We start from the raw sequence: 16540 nt of genomic DNA on the forward strand, positions 1-16540 counted from the left end.
TCACCTGTCGAATGACTCTATCAGGGCTCCCACCGGAGAGGTGGCCGAGTGGTCGAAGGCGCTCCCCTGCTAAGGGAGTATACCCGAGAGGGTATCGTGGGTTCGAATCCCATCTTCTCCGCCATCACAACTTTCCTACCATCTGTTTCGACGATCACCACCAGAGGGCGCTGTCGTATTTGACCGCTGCCACCTGCGCGCTTAGCCCGCCGAATCTCGCGTCAACAGAATCGAACCGAGAATCATCCTTCGTCAGGGAAACTGATTCTTCGTGAATTGCGCCCATGGCCTGAGGTGGGCGTCGATGCTTGGTCTTCTCCTTCTTCAACAAAAGACGCGAATCCGGCGAGAAACTGGTTCCAATGTGGCACAATCCACAGCCCGGCACTGCGGCTCATTGCAGCCAAACTCCCGCAAAATCAGGGGTTTCTTAATAAAGTATAAAGAAACGGGAGGGGCGGATGCCGCATTTGTGACCTTTCAGCAACAGCGCATGGGGAAGGCTGTCGTAAACACCCCAAACGGGCAAGTTGGTGATTGCGTGACAGTCCCGGTCTTGTATTTTCAACCTCGGAAGCGAGGGCGGTTGATCGTCCGACTTCTTGAAACATGGGGATGGGGCAGGGAACGCTGCTCTAACGGCGAAAAACCCAGACCCGATCGAAACTTTGAATTGGAGGTCAATATGAACATCAAGAGCCTTCTTCTCGGCTCCGCTGCTGCTCTCGCAGTAGTTTCCGGTGCTCAGGCTGCTGACGCTATCGTTGCTGCTGAGCCGGAACCGGTTGAATACGTTCGCGTCTGCGACGCTTACGGCACTGGCTACTTCTACATCCCGGGCACGGAAACCTGCCTGAAGATCGAAGGTTACATCCGTTTCCAGGTTGACGTTGGTCCGGATCAGTCTGACCACGGTGGTCCGAACCCGGGCACGTCTGACTGGGATGCCTTTACTCGTGGCCAGGTTCAGTTCACGGCCAAGAGCGACACCGAGTATGGTCCGCTCACCGGCGTGATCGTTCTGCAGCACAATGCTGATGCGGCGAACTCTGCTTTCCAGAACTCGATCCTCGACTCGGCTTACATCGACATCGCCGGCTTCCGCGCTGGTCTGTTCTACAGCTGGTGGGATGACGGTCTGTCTGGCGAAACCGACGTTCTCGCAACGCACGAGACGCTGCACAACTCCATCCGTTATCAGTACGAGTCTGGCGACTTCTACGCTGGTATCTCGGTTGACGAGCTGGAAGACGGTCACTACCCGCTGGACGACTCCGAGCACCCGAACAACGTTGGCGTTGCTCTCGGCCTCGGTGGCAAGGCTGGCGCCTTCACCTACCAGCTTATCGGTGGTTATGACACCGATAACGAAGAAGGTGCGATCCGTGGTATGGGTACGGTTGCAATCGGTCCGGGCACGCTCGGCCTCGCAGCGGTCTGGGCATCTGGCCAGAACTCCTACTACGACCGGTCCGAATGGGCGGTCGCAGCTGAGTACGCCATCCAGGCGACCGACAAGCTGAAGCTCACCCCCGGTGTTGAATACTTCGGCAACTACAACGACGACGACGGCGCCCAGGACGACTTCGACGGCTTCGGCGACGCTTGGAAGGTTGGTTTGACGGTTGATTACCAGATCACCGACAACTTCTACGCCAAGGCAACCGTCAACTACCTCGACGGCGACGACATCGACGACGTCACGACCGGTTACTTCCGTCTGCAGCGTGCATTCTAATCTGGTCTGACTTCGGTCAATCAGGAGAGCCCGGCTTTCGAGCCGGGCTTTTTTGTTTTGGGATGCCGCACAGGTAAATGCGCTGGGCCCCTACGTCACCTCGGAGACGAACCGCCTCACCCGCTGCAACACCGGTTCCAGATGCAGCAATGGCGCATGCCCCTGGCCTTGTGCCTCCAGCACCGAGAGGGACGGACACCGGTCTCTCATCGCCTCGACCGTCTTGTCGGCGATCAGATCCGAGTGTTCTCCTTTGACGACGAGTACCGGCACGGCAGTGAGGTCGTCAAAATACTGCCAGAGATCCGGCAGTGGCTGAGCGAAGTCGATGGCCAGCAACTGTGTGGCGATGGCTGGATCGAAGTCCGCCACCGGCTTCCCGTCGATATCCCGATAGATTGCTGCGGCCATCTCGCGCCAGTCGTCTTCCTGCAGGGCAGGGAAGTATCTGCCATGGCAGGCCTTCAGGAAAGCGACCGCCTCGGACCAGGAGCGCGGCGGTGCGGCATTGAGATAATCGCGAATGCGCTTGAGGCCGTTGGCTTCTATGTCAGGTCCGATATCGTTGAGGATGACCGCTGCAATGAGATCGGGCCGCATTTGCGCCAGCAGATGCAGAATCAGCCCGCCGCGCGAGGTGCCGATGAAGATGCCGCGCTCAATATCGAGATACTGGCAGGCCGAGACGACATCGCGCGCTTCGATGCCGAGATTGTAGTTCGCCTTGTTGGCGTCCCGGTCGGACTGGCCGCGCCCACGATAGTCGATCGCAATGACGCGCCAAGGCGTCACCGGGTCGGTCGACAGCAACAGCGCCAAGCTGTGGAAGTCGCGCGCGTTCCGTGTCAGTCCGGGCAGGCAGATCACCGGCAGCCGGTCCGCGATCTCTGGGCCACCATAATCTCGGGCGTAGAGCGTCAGCCCGTCATCGCTCTGAAAGGTGATCGCCCGAAAGCCATCGTTTGCTGCTCTATCCACCGCGCGCCGCTCCTGTTGCTGCAGGATCAGCTTAGCGAGGCCGACGACATCCGCCAATCAGGAGGAACGACCGTCGGTCAGGTCGCGGACGATGTCGCTCGGCTCACCCAACCGTACCTTGTACACTTCGTAATTCTCCATCACCCGCTGCACATAGTTGCGGGTCTCGGGGAAGGGGATCCGCTCGATCCAATCGACGATGGTGTCGATCGATTGGCCGCGTGGGTCGCCGTAGCGGCCGATCCATTCGGGCACCCGCTTTGGACCCGCATTGTAGGCAATGAAGGTCATGATGTAGGAGCCGCCAAAGGCATCGATCTGTTCGCCGAGATAATGCGCCCCGAGCGTCGCGTTGTAGCCGGCGTCGGCCGTCAGTCGGTCCTTGGAATAGGCGATGCTGTGGCGCTTGGCGACGGCCTTCGCCGTTCCCGGCAATATCTGCAAAAGCCCGCGAGCGTCCGCGGCCGAAACAGCGGCCGGATCGAAGGCGCTCTCCTGCCGGGCGATCGCGTACGCGAGCGCCTTGCCGGACCCGGAAATGTTGGCATTCGTGGGAATGACGCCGAGCGGGAAGGCCAGTGCTGCGACATCGACGCCACGCGAGTAGGCGATCTTGCCGACCTGCAGCGACAGATGGTGGTTGCCGGAACGCTCCGCCTGCGCACTCAAAACCGAAAGTTCACCCGGGCTCTGCAGTTGCTCGGCGAGCGCGAGATAAAGGCTCTTCGCCCGCCACCCATGGCCGGACGCGTCAAGGCGAGCAATGGCCTGTACCGCTTCGCGTTCAAGATAGCGTTGTCGGTCGGCCTGGGTGGGCGATGGGTAGGCCACATTCAGTGTTTTGCGGCCGAGCTTGTCGCTGGCGAGTTGCCCATAAAAGGTCGTCGGATAGCTGGCGGCCTTGGCATAGAATTCGGATGCCTTTCCAGGTCCGCCGGCCTCGGCGGACCGTCCCATCCAGTACCAGGCGCGAGACACCGAAATCGGTCCATTGGAAAAATCGAGGATCTTGCGGAAATGCGCCTGTGCTGCCGCTGCGTCCTGCAGGCCCCGCAGAGCATACCAGCCCGCATGGAACTCCGCCTCAACGATGTCGGTCGGTGTTGTTGCCGTGTAGTTGGCAACAATCCCGTAAGCGGCCTTGAATTCCCCTTCATCGACGAGGCCGCGGCTCACAATCCGTTGTTCGTTCCACCACTCGCCTGCATTGACCAGTTCGTCACGATTGCGGGGGGCCTTTTGCAATAGCTTGGCGGCTTCCGCATACTTGTCCTGTTTTCGCAGGTATTCGATGTGTGCAAAGAGGTAACCGGCGTCGCCTTTCCACTGGCCGTCGACGGAAGCCAGAAGTGCACCGGCGTTGGGCGCATTGCTCATTACAGCCGCCCAAGCTTTGTAAAGCGACTGGGCCTGCCCCATGTCGCCGAAGCGCTTGGCCTGTGCCGCGCGATTGCGATACATCAGGTAGTCCATTCGCGCCTTGTGATCGGCTGGTGTAAGCAGGCTGGCGAACTCTGCGAGAATCTTGTCTTCGGTCGGCTTGTCGAGCGTCTCGCCGCGCCAGACCTTCCGGATGTACTTTGCCGCCTGGCTCTGCTTGCCGGTTGACATGAGTGCCCGAGACAGGATCATCGCGCCGGACGTCGTCTCGGGCGCAGTTTGCCCGAAGGCAGCCAAAACGGAGCCAGGGGCAGGGTTTTCGTCGTAGATGGCACGCTCGGAATAGGCCCGTAGCTTCGCGAGCCCGGGCCATCCTTGCAACTCCTGGGCGGCGGCGGCAATTTCGGAGGAGGGAATGCCCTTCTGCCCCGATACCGCGATTGCCCAAGTCAGAATGTGCCGGTCAAGCGTCCCGCTTCCCATGCGGTCACGAATGGAAATCGCCTGCGCGGGATTGTTATCCGAAAGCGCGTCCAGCCCGGATTTCAGGTCGCTGCTGATCGGTGCCTGGCTGCGTGGAATCGAGCCGGTGATGATCGATTCCGGTACCGATGTCTGAGGAACGAAACCTATCGGCTTTACATCGGGAACGGGTACGGCCTCATTCGGAAGCGAAGACGCGAGGCTGCTCCACGCGGCGGCGGTAAAGCCGAGGGCGGACAGGATCAAGACTGCTCTCTTCATGGGACACTCGCAATGAAAACACGCCCAACCATTTGGCGGGAGCCATCTTAACGAAAGCTTACCGAGGCCAGTAAACTTCGTTCACATTTGCTATCGGAATTTGCCCTAAACCGATCCCTGCGCGCTTGTCGCGGCGATTTCACCGCACTATGGTGCCCCACCAATATTCAAGGAATGCGGCCGAAGCGTGAATTCGGCCATGAGGAGTTCTGCATGTTCCAGGGATCCATTCCCGCTCTCGTCACTCCGTTCACTGATGCTGGCCAGGTGGATGAGGCCTCGTTCGCGAGCCACGTCGACTGGCAGATCAAAGAAGGCAGCAGCGGTCTCGTTCCGGTCGGCACGACCGGCGAATCTCCGACGTTGTCGCATGCCGAGCACAAGCGGGTGGTGGAACTTTGCATCGAAGCAGCAGCTAAGCGCGTGCCCGTGATGGCCGGGGCTGGTTCGAACAATACGCGCGAAGCAATTGAGCTCGCCCAGCATGCCGAGAAGGCGGGCGCAGATGCGATCCTCGTGGTTACGCCTTACTACAACAAGCCGACGCAGAAGGGGCTGATCGCACATTTTTCGGCAATTGCCGACGCCGTGAAGCTGCCGATCTATATCTACAATATCCCCGGCCGTTCTGTGATTGACATGACGCCGGAAACGATGGGCGCACTTGCGAAGGCGCACTCCAATATCGTCGGAGTCAAGGACGCTACCGGCAAAATCGAGCGGGTGTCCGAGCAGCGAATTACCTGCGGCAAGGAATTCAGACAATTGTCGGGTGAGGATGCGACGGCACTCGGCTTCAATGCCCACGGTGGGGTCGGTTGCATCTCGGTGGCCGCCAACGTCGCGCCGCGCCTTTGCGCCGAGTTTCAGGCCGCGACGCTTGCCGGCAACTATGCCAAGGCGTTGGAATACCAGGATCGTCTGATGCCACTGCACAAAGCGATCTTCCTGGAACCCGGTCTTTGCGGGGCGAAATATGGCCTCGCAAAGTTGGGCAGAATGAGCCGCAACGTCCGCTCGCCGCTGATTTCGACGCTTGAACCCGCCACCGAAGCAGCGATCGATGCCGCCATGCGCCATGCCGGCTTGCTGAACTGAGGCAAGCGGCTCGGCCTGCCTTCACAGGCAGCCGATGTTCCCTTACATAGAAGGCAAGAGAGAAGGGCGCGGTAGTCGCGCCCTCAAGCATTTTGGAATGTGTTATGGCGCCTAAAGGCAGCGAGCGCGTGGTCAAGAAGATCGTGGCGGAAAACCGCAAGGCCCGCTACAACTACGAGATCATCGACACCTATGAAGCCGGCCTCGTGCTCAAGGGCACTGAGGTCAAGTCCCTGCGCGAGGGGAAGGCCAATATCGCCGAATCCTATGCTTCCGACGAAGATGGCGAGATTTGGCTGATCAATTCCTATTTGCCTGAATATTTGCAGGCAAACAGGTTCAATCATGAGCCGCGTCGGCGGCGCAAACTGCTGCTCTCCGGCCGCGAGATCAACCGGCTGCGCGCCGGCATCAATCGCGAGGGCATGACCTTGATTCCGTTGAAGATCTATTTCAACGACCGCGGCCGCGCGAAAATGGAACTGGCGCTTGCGAAGGGTAAGAAGCTCCACGACAAGCGCGAGTCCGAGAAAGAACGCGATTGGAACAGACAGAAGAGCCGTCTTCTCAAGGACAACGGCTAATCGGAATCTGAGCATCTGCCTTGAAGACGGCGCTGAGCGCTCGAATTTAGGCGTCCAGGTCGGTTGGCGCCGCAGGTTCGGTAGTAGGCCGTGGTGGCCGCTCCGAAGGATCGCGTCCGATTTCGTTCTTCAACGACAGAAGATCGATGAAGTGATCGGCCTGCCTGCGCAGGTCATCGGCAATCATCGGTGGTTGTGTTGCCATCGTCGAGATGACCGAAACCTTGCGGCCCTTGCGCTGAAGTGCCTCGACAAGCGTCGTGAAGTCGCCGTCGCCGGAGAAGATGACAAGATGATCGACGGTTTCCGACTGCTCCATGGCATCGATCGCCAGCTCGATATCCATGTTGCCCTTGATTTTGCGGCGGCCCATCGAATCCGTGAACTCCTTGGCCGGCTTGGTGACGACCTTATAGCCGTTGTAGTCGAGCCAATCGATCAGCGGGCGAATGGAGGAGTATTCCTGATCTTCGATCAGGGCCGTATAGTAGTAGGCGCGCAGGAGATAGCCGCGTTTCTGAAACGCCTTCAACAGCTTGCGGTAGTCGATATCGAAACCCAGACTTTTGGACGCAGCGTAGAGATTGGCGCCATCGATAAAAAGAGCAATTTTTTCGCGTGGATCAAACATCGCGTACCAATCCAATGTGAGCAATCTTAATGCTTTCGTCAGAAACCCAAAAAAACAATGGGTTATGCGATCGCTTGGAACAATTCTTACTTTATGAACTATTCATATAAGAAAGATTTAGGGCACGATTCGCGATATTCCAAGCAACTTTTGGTGGAAACCCGCTTTCCATCCAAAATTCGCTGGCGTTGTGAGTTGGGGCTTTGCGCAATGAAAACTTGAATTTGCCCGGTTTTAATTGTATCGGGCGTGTTAATCCCGAGATCACGACCGCAAAGGACAGGCAATGGCCCGTGTCACCGTTGAAGATTGCATCGATAAAGTTGAGAACCGCTTCGAGTTGGTTCTGCTTGCCAGCCACCGTGCCCGGCTGATTTCCCAGGGCGCTTCGATCACGATCGATCGTGACAACGACAAGAACCCGGTTGTGGCGCTTCGCGAAATTGCTGACGAGACGCTGTCTCCGGATGATCTGAAAGAAGATCTGATCCATTCGCTGCAGAAGCATGTCGAAATCGACGAGCCCGAGCCCGATCCGGCGAGCCTCATCGCAGCCGGCGGCGTCGCCGCGGCAGACAGCGAAGAGCAGGAAGACCTGCCGGAAACGATTACCTTCGACCAGATGTCGGAAGAAGAGCTTCTGGCTGGTATCGAAGGCCTGGTGCCGCCGGAAAAGAGCGACGATTACTAATCGTCAACCTTGCACCATTATAGCTTCGGCATATTATTGCATATCATGTGCGCCAATCCGTGATTGGCGCGCTTTTCTTTTTTAATGGAGCGGTTTCGGGATGATGCGGCAGTACGAGCTCGTGGAGCGGGTTCAGAAATACAAGCCCGATGCCAACGAAGCACTGCTGAACAAGGCCTACGTCTATGCAATGCAAAAGCATGGACAACAGAAGCGTGCGAGCGGCGATCCCTATATTTCGCATCCGCTGGAAGTTGCCGCCATCCTGACAGACATGCACCTTGACGAGTCGACCATCGCGGTTGCGCTGCTTCACGATACGATTGAGGACACAACAGCAACCCGCGCCGAGATCGATGAGCTCTTCGGGGAGGACATCGGGCGACTGGTCGAGGGACTGACGAAGATCAAAAAGCTCGATCTCGTCACCAAGAAGGCCAAGCAGGCTGAAAACCTGCGCAAGCTGCTGCTGGCCATTTCCGACGATGTGCGTGTGCTTCTCGTCAAGCTCGCCGACCGCCTGCACAATATGCGCACACTGGATCACATGTCGCCGGAAAAGCGCGCCCGCATTTCCGAGGAGACGATGGATATCTATGCGCCGCTGGCCGGACGCATGGGTATGCAGGACATGCGCGAGGAGCTGGAAGACCTCTCGTTCCGCCATATCAACCCGGAAGCCTACGAGACCGTCACCGGGCGGCTGGAGGAACTCTCGAAGCGCAACGAAGGTCTGGTCAAGAAGATCGAGACTGAACTGGGCGATCTGCTCGTTGCCAACGGGATGACCGGCGCGATCGTCAAGGGGCGTCAGAAGAAGCCGTACTCCGTGTTTCGCAAAATGCAGTCGAAGTCGCTGTCCTTCGAGCAGCTTTCGGATGTCTACGGTTTCCGCATCATCGTTGACGATATTCCTGCCTGCTATCGGGGGCTCGGTATCGTTCACACCCGCTGGCGCGTGGTCCCCGGCCGCTTCAAGGACTACATCTCGACACCGAAGCAGAATGACTACCGGTCGCTGCATACGACGATCGTTGGTCCGTCCAGCCAGCGCATCGAGCTGCAGATCCGAACCAGGCGCATGCATGAGATTGCAGAGTTCGGTATTGCTGCCCACACGCTCTACAAGGACGCCGCCTCGACCTCAGACAACGAAATCCTTTCGCGTGAATCCAATGCCTATTCCTGGCTGCGCCATACGATCGAGGCACTCGCAGAAGGGGATAGTCCTGAAGAGTTTCTTGAGCATACCAAGCTTGAGTTGTTCCAGGATCAGGTCTTCTGCTTCACCCCAAAGGGCAAGCTGATCGCGCTTCCGCGTGGCGCGACGCCGATCGACTTCGCTTATGCGGTTCACACCAATATCGGCGACACGACCGTCGGCGCTAAGATCAATGGTCGCATCATGCCGCTCGTGACCCGTTTGGCGAACGGCGATGAGGTGGAGATCATTCGTTCCGGCGTGCAGGTGCCGCCGGCAGCCTGGGAAGAGATCGTCGTAACGGGCAAGGCGAGGGCGGCGATCCGTCGCGCCACGCGATTGGCTATCCGCAAACAGTATGCCGGTCTTGGCCATCGCATTCTGGAGCGGACTTTTGACCGAGCCGGAAAGATCTTTTCGCGCGAAGCGATGAAGCCCGCGCTGCATCGCCTGGGGCAGAAAGACGTCGAAGATGCCATCGCGGCAGTCGGTCGTGGCGAGATGTCGTCACTGGACGTGCTGCGTGCGGTCTATCCGGATCATCTGGAGGAGCGTGTGACGGCCAAGCCGAGCGGCGACGACGGATGGTTCAATGTTCGCAGCGCCTCAGGCATGATCTTCAAGATCCCGGGCAAGCCCAAGTCGGCCATCGACGGCGCGGATGCCAAAGCGGACATCGATATGGATGCGATGCCGATCCGCGGCATCTCCAGCAATGTCGAGGTGCACTTCGCCCCGACCGGCGCTGTCCCCGGTGACCGTATCGTCGGGATCATGAACGTCACGGAGAAGGGGAACGCGATCACGATCTACCCGATCCAGTCTCCGACGCTGCAGCGGTTTGACGATCAGCCGGACCGCTGGATCGACGTGCGCTGGGATCTCGATGAGGCCAACAAGTCGCGTTTCATGGCGCGCATCATGGTCAATGCTCTGAACGAGCCCGGTACTTTGGCGAAACTCGCCCAGACCGTTGCCGGTGTCGACGTCAATATCCGGGTGTTCAATACCGTGCGCGTCGCAACCGACTTCACCGAAATGACACTCGACGTCGAGGTATGGGATCTACGGCAGCTTAACCAGCTGCTCGCCCAGCTGAAGGATCTGGAGTGCGTCGCAACCGTTCGTCGGCTTTACGAATAAGGCTGTTGCACATTTTGTGATCGTTTCGTGACGGAAATCGCACGGATATAGGCTAGGTATGCGATGCGTGCATGGCTGCGCCTATGTTAGAGCGTTGGTAATCACGGCCGCGTGCGCCTATCTTCCAGTCATCGGAAAATTGAACAGAAGATGAGGCAAAGAAATGTTTACACCGATCAAGAAGATCGCCCGTGCACTGCGTGCGCCGACTGCTGAAGAACGCGAAATCGCTTACCTGAACGGCTCTTTCGACCGTATCGATCTTGAGTATCGTCAGCGTCAGGTTGACCGCGGCCTGTTCCGCATCCGGTAATACCGAGCCTATACTTGAGGAACGGAAGGCGCGTATCGCATATCGCGCCCCTGGTGAATGCTCAGTCTGCGATGATCAAATATTGACTGAGATGGTCTGGCGCTCTTGTCACGCCGGTGCGGCGTGCACTACATACGCGCCATGTTGTTCAGACGTCGAAAACCTGCCGGATTTCGTGAAAAGGTCCGTGAGTTGCTGTGGCCCCGTAAGGGCTTCTTGCGGCCGCTCCGCTACCTCACGATGCGTGTTCTCCGCTTGACGGCGTCGCCGCACGCCGTCGCGATGGGTGTCGCCGCAGGAGTGTTCGTGTCCTGGACGCCCTTTATTGGCGTCCACTTCGTCATGGCCTTCGTGCTCAGTTACTTCTTCTCCGGCAATATGGTCGCTGCGGCGCTCGGTTGCGCCGCTTTCGGCAATCCGCTGACCTACCCATTCATCTGGGGAGCGACCTGGGAGATCGGTCACCTGCTGCTTGCGCGTCACGACGCAATGCCGGGGCAATCGATCGACCTCGGCGCGCTGTTCCACGAACTGCATTTCAGCGAACTCTGGCGACCCGTTCTCGAGCCGATGCTTGTCGGCTCCATTCCGCCTGCACTTTTGACTTCTGTCATCGTGTATTTCGGAACCTTCTACGCCGTGAAGGGCTTCCAGACGCGCCGCCGCGAACGGCTGATGACGCGTGCCCGCATTCGTTTGTCACATCCAGTGCAGGAAACCGTATGATCATCGGCATCGGCAGCGATCTCATCGATATCAGGCGCGTCGAGAAGTCCCTCGAGCGCTTCGGCGAGCGCTTCACCAATCGCTGCTTTACCGAGATCGAGCGGGCGAAGTCCGATCGGCGTGCCAATCGGGCGGCCTCCTATGCGAAGCGTTTTGCTGCCAAGGAGGCATGCTCCAAGGCCCTTGGAACAGGCATGGCGCAAGGCGTGTTCTGGAGGGATCTCGGTGTCGTGAACCTGCCAAGCGGCAAGCCGACGATGAAGCTCACGGGTGGCGCGGCAGAGATGCTGCAATCAATGCTGCCGGCGGGCCACAAGGCTGCCATTCATTTGACGATAACGGATGATTATCCCTTGGCGCAGGCTTTCGTTATTATCGAAGCGCTGCCGGATAGCGCATGATCAGCGACGTAGAGTCGCTTTTAATGTTGGCGCCATTGCCGCAATCGGCCGAAGCCGCTAGAGAGAAGCAAACAAGAGTTGCGTCGTTATTGGCGCGTTGAAGGAATAAGACTGCGTGTCCGAAAAAGTCGAAACCAAGCCGAACGCCCTCTGGGAAAACATCAAGGTCATCGCACAGGCGCTGATTTTGGCGATGGTTATCCGAACGGTGTTTTTTCAGCCGTTCACCATTCCGTCCGGCTCCATGATGCCGACCCTGCTTGTCGGCGATTACATCTTCGTCAACAAGTTCGCCTACGGCTATTCGAAGTACTCGCTGCCTTTTTCCCCGAACCTGTTCAGCGGTCGCATCTTCGCGAGTGAACCGAAGCGCGGCGACATCGTTGTCTTCCGCTTCCCGCCGAATCCCGAAGTCGATTACATCAAGCGGCTGGTCGGCCTTCCCGGTGATCATATTCAGGTCCGGGAAGGTGTTCTCTACGTGAACGGCACGGCGATTCCGAAGGTGCCGGACGGCACTTTCAATTCCGACTATGCTCAAGATCCGGGCCAGGATGTGCCCGTCTTCCGCGAGACGCTGGATAATGGCGTTACCTACGACACGCTCGACCAGTCTCCGGTTTCCCGTGGCGACAACACGCGCGAGTTCATCGTTCCGGAAGGTCACTACTTCATGATGGGCGACAATCGCGACAATTCGCTCGACAGCCGCTTCGATGTCGGCTTCGTGCCGGCGGAAAATCTGGTCGGTCGCGCCAGCGTCATCTTCTTCTCGCTCGGCAACGACACGTCGTTCCGCGAGATCTGGAAGTGGCCGACGAACATGCGCTGGGATCGTCTCTTCAAGGGCGTTGAATGAGTAAGGCGCAGACGCTCTCGGCGGCGGATCGGACACGGCTTGAAGCCCTGATCGGTCATCAGTTCGCCGAGAAAGAGCGGCTGGATCGGGCTTTGACGCATGCGAGTGCCCGCACGCAAAAAGGCGGGAACTACGAGAGGCTGGAGTTTCTTGGCGACCGGGTGCTTGGCCTCTGCGTCGCCGAACTGCTCTTCCGCACATTCGGCGCGGCAACCGAGGGCGAGCTCTCGGTCCGTCTCAATCAGCTCGTCAGTGCCGATACCTGCGCCGAAGTCGCCGATGAACTCGGTCTGCACTACTTCATTCGCACCGGCGCTGACGTCAAGAAGCTGACCGGAAAGCGCATGATGAATGTCCGGGCCGACGTGGTCGAAAGTCTCATCGCGGCGATCTACCTCGACGGCGGCCTTGAGGTCGCGCGGCGCTTTATCCTGAAGTTCTGGGAGAAGCGGGCAGCACGCGCCGACGGTGCGCGGCGCGACGCAAAGACCGAACTGCAGGAATGGTCGCATGCCAAATTCGGCGTCACGCCGATCTACCGGGTTGATGAACGCAGCGGACCGGATCATGATCCACGCTTCACGGTTACTGTGGAGGTCGCCGGTGTTCAGCCCGAAACGGGAATTGAACGGTCAAAGCGGGCTGCGGAGCAGGTCGCAGCTACGCGAATGCTGGAGCGCGAAGGCATTTGGCAGAAATCCTCTGCCGGAAACTGACGGGACAAATGACAGAAGAACACGAAATGGCGGACGGCTCCGCTGAAACTGCGGGTGCGACACGGTCGGGCTTCGTTGCCCTGATCGGTCCGACGAACGCCGGCAAGTCGACATTGGTGAACCGTTTGGTCGGCGCAAAGGTCTCGATCGTCAGCCACAAGGTGCAGACGACGCGCGCGATCGTCCGCGGCATTGCGATCCACGACAATGCCCAGGTCGTGTTCATGGATACGCCCGGTATTTTCAAGCCGCGCCGAAGGCTGGACCGCGCCATGGTTACGTCGGCCTGGGGTGGCGCCAAGGATGCCGACCTCATCATGCTGCTGATCGACAGCGAGCGCGGTCTCCGCGGTGACGCGGAAGCCATTCTTGAGGGCCTCAAGGAGGTGCATCAGCCGAAGATCCTCGTCCTGAACAAGATCGACCGGGTCAAGCGCGAAGATCTGTTGGCGCTGGCGGCAGCCGCCAACGAGAAGGTCACCTTCACGCAAACCTTCATGATCTCGGCCGAGAACGGCTCCGGTTGCGAAGACGTCATGGATTATCTGGCAAAGACGCTGCCGGAAGGGCCATGGTATTACCCCGAAGACCAGATTTCCGATCTTCCCATGCGCCAGCTTGCGGCTGAGATCACCCGCGAGAAGCTGTTCCTTCGCCTGCACCAGGAACTTCCCTATTCGTCGCATGTCGAGACGGAGAAGTGGGAAGAACGCAAGGACGGCTCGGTTCGCATCGAGCAGGTCATCTACGTCGAGCGCGACAGTCAGAAGAAGATCGCGCTTGGCAAGGGCGGCGAAACGATCAAGGCCATCTCTTCTGCATCACGCCGAGAGCTTTCCGAAATTCTCGAGCAGCCGGTCCATCTGTTCCTGTTCGTGAAGGTTCGCGAAAATTGGGGCGATGATCCCGAGCGCTTCCGCGAAATGGGGCTGGATTTCCCGAAGTAGGAAAAACGGCTTCTACAGCGTTGTTTCTGCGGCAAAAATTCGCTCGCGCATGGAACAACCCTGGGGTTTGTGTGTTCTTATATGAATGTGCTGCCATTGCCGGCGGCATTTCATCATTCGAGCACAAGGGCCTCTATGGCAACCCCGCGCGCCACTCACTCGTTCAAGACCCCGTGCGAGCAGTGTCCGCTGCGTGCCGACTCGACGTTCCGGGAATTCAGCGGCGAAGAGCTGGATTTCGTTTCTAAGTTCAAGCGAGGCGAACTGGCTGCTGACGCCGGCGCGACAATCCTCGTCGAGGGCGCCCATAGCGCTCATCTCTTCACGGTTCTCTCCGGCTGGGGCTTCCGCTATAAAGCGCTGGAAGACGGGCGCCGGCAGATTCTGAACTATATAATGCCGGGCGATCTGATCGGTCTCCAGGGGACGATCATGGGGGAAATGCAGCACTCAGTCGAAGCGTTGTCGCCTGTGTCCCTTTGCGTCTTCGAACGCGACAAACTAATGACCCTTTACAACAAGCATCCGTCGCTCGCCTTCGACATTACCTGGATCGCGGCCCAGGAAGAGCGAATGCTTGATGAACATCTCTTGAGTATCGGCCGCCGGACAGCCCTCGAGCGGGCAGCCTACCTCATTGCCTTCCTGTTCGAGCGGGCGAGGCGACTAAAGCTCCTGACCAAAAATGCGTCGATTCCGATTACCCAACAGCATGTGGCGGATACGCTCGGCTTATCGATCGTTCACACGAATAAAACATTGAAAAAATTATCAAATCGAAACTTGATCCGCTGGCAGGAGCGTGCCTGCGAGGTGCTTGATGGCGAGGGGTTGCTTGCTGCCGCTGGCTGGGAGGGGCTTGGAGAAAAAGTCCGGCCGTTCATATAATGCATGCGGGCGCTATGTCTTTTTTAAATGCATGCTGAGAGACATGGACCTAAGGTCATCCATGCCATCTTTCTTCCTGCTTGCTTTTTATCGACCCGAAACGAAAAAGCGGCTATGCAAGTTAAGCGGTAGATAGTCGTCGGATATGGGGCGTCAGAGGTGGAAATCCGGAAAATGCAGGGGCCGAGCGTCTTGGGCGACACTCAGCGAGGGGCGTATTGGGTATGAAGGCAAACCGTGTTCTGGTCCTTGAGGACAGTTTGATTATCGCGATGGAGGCCGAGGATATCCTTCGTCAGGTGGGTGTCGAGACGATTAGTATCGTCAGCGGCCTCGAACAGGCGATGGAGGTGACCAAGACCGAGCCTTTTGATTTCGCGCTGCTGGACGTCAATCTTGGTGAGGTCATGAGCTTCGATTTCGCGCGCCATCTTTCGAGTTTGAACATTCCCTTCGGTTTTGTCAGCGGTTATTCGGATACGAAGGACTTTCCCGAAGACCTCCGGAACGTGCCGCTGCTCGTCAAGCCGTTTGGCGAGTTGGCGATGCGCGACTTCCTTCAGAAATTGTTCCCGGCGGACGCCTGAACGCCTTTTCATGACAGGGCGTCGGTGTTGCGGTAGGATCGAATCGTAGAGTTCAGGGTTCGTTTCCGATGCAGTGGCACGACCGAGCAATCATCTTGGGCGTCAAGCGCCACGGCGAGAACAGCGTTATTGCCGAGGTGATGACGCGCGAGCGCGGACGCCATCTCGGAATGGTCCGCTCAGGCCGGTCGCGGGCCATGCAGCCTGTCCTCCAGCCTGGCAACGAGGTGGAGGTCACATGGCGAGCCCGTCTCGACGAGCACCTTGGCGAATTTCGTGTCGAGCCGTTGACGTTGCGGGCCGCACGCTTGATGGAAACGGCAACCGCCGTCTATGGCGTGCAGGCGATGGGCGCGTTGCTACGTTTGTTGCCGGAACGCGATCCGCATCCGCACCTGTTCGAAGCTCTCGAGGTCATCCTCGACAATCTCCACAATCCGGCCGACGCAGGCGAACTCTTCGTTCGCTTCGAACTAGCTGTGCTGAATGACCTTGGTTTCGGCCTCGATCTGACCGAGTGCGCGGCTACGGGTGTGCGTTCCGACCTCTTGTATGTGTCACCGAAGTCGGGCAGGGCGGTCAGCCGGGCTGCGGGTGCACCGTGGGCCGACAAGATGCTGCTGCTGCCCCCGTTCCTCAATAGCGAGCAGAACCGTGCGGCCGACATCGACAGCCTCAATGCCGCGTTCCGGTTGACGGCATTCTTTCTGCATCGCCATGTCTATGAGCCGCGTGGCGTGGAGGCGGCAGCGGCGCGCGAAGGCTTCGTACAGGCGACTCTGAAGGCGCTAAAAGCCGCGTCCGCAAAGGACGGCTTGCCGGCCTGATCGACCGTTTTTCATGCTTGAAAAATGTCGTGCAGAGCAGGCGCTTTACCCGCATCGGACATCTTCCTATGTCGATTGCATACAGCCC

The 16540-nt window shown here is 58.5% G+C and carries 17 protein-coding genes and 1 tRNA gene; 15 read left to right on the plus strand and 3 right to left on the minus strand.

All coding sequences use genetic code 11. From position 1 onward, the window contains the following. Positions 1-34 precede the first annotated feature (34 nt). Positions 35-124: transfer RNA gene (locus RGCCGE502_RS06480), tRNA-Ser, on the plus strand. A gap of 561 nt (positions 125-685) precedes the next feature. Next, the gene (locus RGCCGE502_RS06485) at positions 686-1738 is read left to right on the plus strand and encodes a porin (RefSeq protein ID WP_016553370.1); all 1053 of its coding nucleotides are present in this window, start codon (positions 686-688) and stop codon (positions 1736-1738) included. 90 nt (positions 1739-1828) lie between these two features. On the opposite strand, the gene RGCCGE502_RS06490 is transcribed toward RGCCGE502_RS06485, so the two are convergent. Continuing rightward, entirely contained in the window at positions 1829-2716 is an 888-nt protein-coding gene (locus RGCCGE502_RS06490) for an alpha/beta fold hydrolase (RefSeq protein ID WP_040674099.1), read from the minus strand. A gap of 57 nt (positions 2717-2773) precedes the next feature. Next, positions 2774-4840 carry a lytic transglycosylase domain-containing protein gene (locus RGCCGE502_RS06495; protein WP_016553372.1) on the minus strand — a complete coding sequence of 689 codons (2067 nt, stop codon included), beginning with the start codon at positions 4838-4840 and terminating at the stop codon, positions 2774-2776. A gap of 213 nt (positions 4841-5053) precedes the next feature. Between RGCCGE502_RS06495 and dapA the strand changes: the two genes are divergently transcribed. Both dapA and smpB read left to right on the plus strand, forming a co-directional pair. Further along, positions 5054-5938 carry a 4-hydroxy-tetrahydrodipicolinate synthase gene (gene dapA / locus RGCCGE502_RS06500; RefSeq protein ID WP_016553373.1) on the plus strand — a complete coding sequence of 295 codons (885 nt, stop codon included), beginning with the start codon at positions 5054-5056 and terminating at the stop codon, positions 5936-5938. A 104-nt stretch (positions 5939-6042) separates the two neighbouring features. Then, positions 6043-6522: an SsrA-binding protein SmpB gene (smpB, locus tag RGCCGE502_RS06505; RefSeq protein WP_016553374.1), complete on the plus strand. Its 480-nt coding sequence runs from the start codon at positions 6043-6045 to the stop codon at positions 6520-6522. A 46-nt stretch (positions 6523-6568) separates the two neighbouring features. On the opposite strand, the gene RGCCGE502_RS06510 is transcribed toward smpB, so the two are convergent. Then, complete coding sequence (locus tag RGCCGE502_RS06510) at positions 6569-7153, minus strand: LabA-like NYN domain-containing protein (RefSeq protein WP_016553375.1); 585 nt, start codon at positions 7151-7153, stop codon at positions 6569-6571. Between the two features lie 286 nt (positions 7154-7439). Here RGCCGE502_RS06510 and rpoZ point away from each other — a divergent pair, with 286 nt between their 5' ends. The 11 genes from rpoZ to recO all read left to right on the plus strand — a co-directional run bounded on the left by rpoZ (position 7440) and on the right by recO (position 16452). Continuing rightward, positions 7440-7844, plus strand: a complete 405-nt coding sequence (gene rpoZ / locus RGCCGE502_RS06515; RefSeq protein ID WP_016553376.1) for a DNA-directed RNA polymerase subunit omega — start codon at positions 7440-7442, stop codon at positions 7842-7844. Positions 7845-7944: 100 nt separating this feature from the next. Next, complete coding sequence (locus tag RGCCGE502_RS06520; protein WP_016553377.1) at positions 7945-10188, plus strand: RelA/SpoT family protein; 2244 nt, start codon at positions 7945-7947, stop codon at positions 10186-10188. Between the two features lie 163 nt (positions 10189-10351). Continuing rightward, on the plus strand, positions 10352-10501 hold the full coding sequence (locus RGCCGE502_RS34905; protein ID WP_016553378.1) for a DUF3563 family protein: 150 nt from the start codon (positions 10352-10354) through the stop codon (positions 10499-10501). Between the two features lie 141 nt (positions 10502-10642). After that, positions 10643-11227, plus strand: a complete 585-nt coding sequence (locus RGCCGE502_RS06525; protein ID WP_040674063.1) for a DUF2062 domain-containing protein — start codon at positions 10643-10645, stop codon at positions 11225-11227. Continuing rightward, positions 11224-11628 carry a holo-ACP synthase gene (acpS, locus tag RGCCGE502_RS06530; RefSeq protein WP_016553380.1) on the plus strand — a complete coding sequence of 135 codons (405 nt, stop codon included), beginning with the start codon at positions 11224-11226 and terminating at the stop codon, positions 11626-11628. Before RGCCGE502_RS06525 ends, acpS begins: the two co-directional genes overlap by 4 nt. 115 nt (positions 11629-11743) lie before the next feature. Then, positions 11744-12487, plus strand: coding sequence for a signal peptidase I (lepB, locus tag RGCCGE502_RS06535; protein WP_016553381.1), 744 nt, complete (start codon positions 11744-11746; stop codon positions 12485-12487). Beyond that, a complete protein-coding gene (rnc, locus tag RGCCGE502_RS06540; RefSeq protein WP_016553382.1) occupies positions 12484-13203 on the plus strand; it encodes a ribonuclease III in 720 nt (239 codons plus the stop codon). Before lepB ends, rnc begins: the two co-directional genes overlap by 4 nt. 8 nt (positions 13204-13211) lie before the next feature. Then, complete coding sequence (gene era, locus RGCCGE502_RS06545; RefSeq protein WP_019279736.1) at positions 13212-14150, plus strand: GTPase Era; 939 nt, start codon at positions 13212-13214, stop codon at positions 14148-14150. 135 nt (positions 14151-14285) lie between these two features. Next, positions 14286-15038: a Crp/Fnr family transcriptional regulator gene (locus tag RGCCGE502_RS06550; protein WP_016553384.1), complete on the plus strand. Its 753-nt coding sequence runs from the start codon at positions 14286-14288 to the stop codon at positions 15036-15038. Between the two features lie 143 nt (positions 15039-15181). Then, on the plus strand, positions 15182-15625 hold the full coding sequence (locus RGCCGE502_RS06555; protein WP_425327219.1) for a response regulator: 444 nt from the start codon (positions 15182-15184) through the stop codon (positions 15623-15625). 68 nt (positions 15626-15693) lie between these two features. Next, positions 15694-16452 carry a DNA repair protein RecO gene (gene recO / locus RGCCGE502_RS06560; RefSeq protein ID WP_016553386.1) on the plus strand — a complete coding sequence of 253 codons (759 nt, stop codon included), beginning with the start codon at positions 15694-15696 and terminating at the stop codon, positions 16450-16452. The last annotated feature ends 88 nt before the right edge of the window (positions 16453-16540 follow it).

It is taken from the genome of Rhizobium grahamii CCGE 502 (assembly GCF_000298315.2).
In the GTDB taxonomy this organism is placed as follows: domain Bacteria; phylum Pseudomonadota; class Alphaproteobacteria; order Rhizobiales; family Rhizobiaceae; genus Rhizobium; species Rhizobium grahamii.